General features: G+C 50.4%; 2 protein-coding genes. Both read right to left on the reverse strand.

Translation table 11 applies throughout. The features are described 5' to 3' along the window. Positions 1-156 precede the first annotated feature (156 nt). On the reverse strand, positions 157-1,344 hold the full coding sequence (locus tag U1140_RS11335; protein WP_369847960.1) for an IS1249 family transposase: 1,188 nt from the start codon (positions 1,342-1,344) through the stop codon (positions 157-159). A 175-nt stretch (positions 1,345-1,519) separates the two neighbouring features. Then, the gene (locus tag U1140_RS11340; protein WP_369847372.1) at positions 1,520-1,615 is read right to left on the reverse strand and encodes an IS3 family transposase; all 96 of its coding nucleotides are present in this window, start codon (positions 1,613-1,615) and stop codon (positions 1,520-1,522) included. Positions 1,616-1,619 lie beyond the last annotated feature (4 nt).

A 1,619-nucleotide genomic window follows, 5' to 3' on the forward strand; every position in this document is an offset into this window, starting at 1 on the left:
CGCGGACGGTCTTGGTGGCAGATTGAGTCCTGTCGAATACTTCTAACGCTTTAAGTCGTTGCGCATTCGTGTATCGAATATTAGTCATGCGGAAAATCTCTCCAAGATTTCGTCCGCATCCCCAAAAATGTGTCTGATCGGCGTGTCGCCGATTCCCTAGATCTGGCCTTTCCGGATACCGATTGAGTGTGTATATTCAACATCGATACCCTGGTCGTAGAAGGCTGGTCGTCCTGTTTCAAGGTCGGCTTTGTTGAGGTCTTCTAGGACAAGATCTGTAACTTTGGCGAGTTGGTCTTGTCCGAAATTGCACTGCCTGGCGATCTCGAGTGGGTCGCCAGGCAGCTGCGTTTGTGAGTACAGATACCATTCGAGCATTTTTCGCTGCCGTTCCCCGCTTCTGCCCCGGTGTGCATCAGCAATGCGTTTAAGCTGAGCATTGACCCCGCCTTCTAGGCTGTTGGTTGTTGATACCCAGTTGTTCGGGGTAATCGCAGCTGTTGGTGGCTGGAGATAGGTAAATAACCAGCCTTTGTGTGAGAGATCAAGCAGTGAGTTATAGGCTCTGCGCACCCGCAGATGCGTCCATTCCCATTGGTTATTTATGGTTTGTCTTTCTTTCGGCACGGTTGTTTTCTCATTGAGAAAACGTTTATGAACTTGACCGAAATCATGTAATTGAACTACCCATTCACGTGCCTGGTCAACGGTTGTGACCTTGGTGAGTGCAAGCGCTAAGCCGTAGATAGCTTTGCCGGCATCGGTGCGTGGCCGGCTGGTGGTTAAGCGGCGGACAACGCGTTGGGCATGGACTAGACAGCGTTGAATCAAGGTGGTCGGCCAGCAGGTTTTAATGGCGGAGTATGCACCTTGTCCGCCGTCAAGGACGACACATAGTGGTGGTGGAATCTTTGATAGCAGTTTTTTGTAGGCCTTGGCGGTTTCGCTTTTGGCCCAGTGCCAGGCAATGACGTGGTCATGGCTTGCTGCTATAAGCAGGCAGCCTGCTGCGGTGTAGGTGCCGTCGATGAAGATCTGGTCGTAGATGCGGTTGGGGTCTGGGGTGTTGGGGATGTCAATAAGCCAAAACGGTGCGAAGCGGCGGTTGAGAGTCCATCTACTGAGACCTAATTGCCCAGCGAGTTGTGTCAGGGATGTTGTCGATACTGCGTAGCGGTAGAAAGCCTGAAAATCTCGGGCTTGGGTCTTATCGGCTCGGTGACGTGTTAAGGAGCTGCCACAGGAGGGGTCTTTGCATCGCCATCTGGTTTTGCCTTTAGATGTAATGCCGTTTTTCTTCATTTGCCCAGCGCATATAGGGCATTGTGGTCTGTTGGTAGTCACTGGATAACAACACCAGCAACCTGCTAGCACATGTAGGTGCCGTTCCGGGGTATTGAACAAAAACGGGCCTGAATAATGTGCAGTCCCTTATTCAAACCCGATTTTCATGTTCCTAGCAGCAGTTATCCTGAAAAACAGACACATTTCCGGGGATGCGGACATTTTTTAGGAATATTCAGAGTAACAGCTTGCGCCGACGCTGATTAATACTTAATCCACCGAACTCAAGCTTGATTCTTCGTTCGTTATAGAACTCGACATACTCATGAATCGCT

Origin of the sequence: Corynebacterium drakensteinense (assembly GCF_041224285.1) — a bacterium.
Classification (GTDB): Bacteria; Actinomycetota; Actinomycetes; order Mycobacteriales; family Mycobacteriaceae; genus Corynebacterium.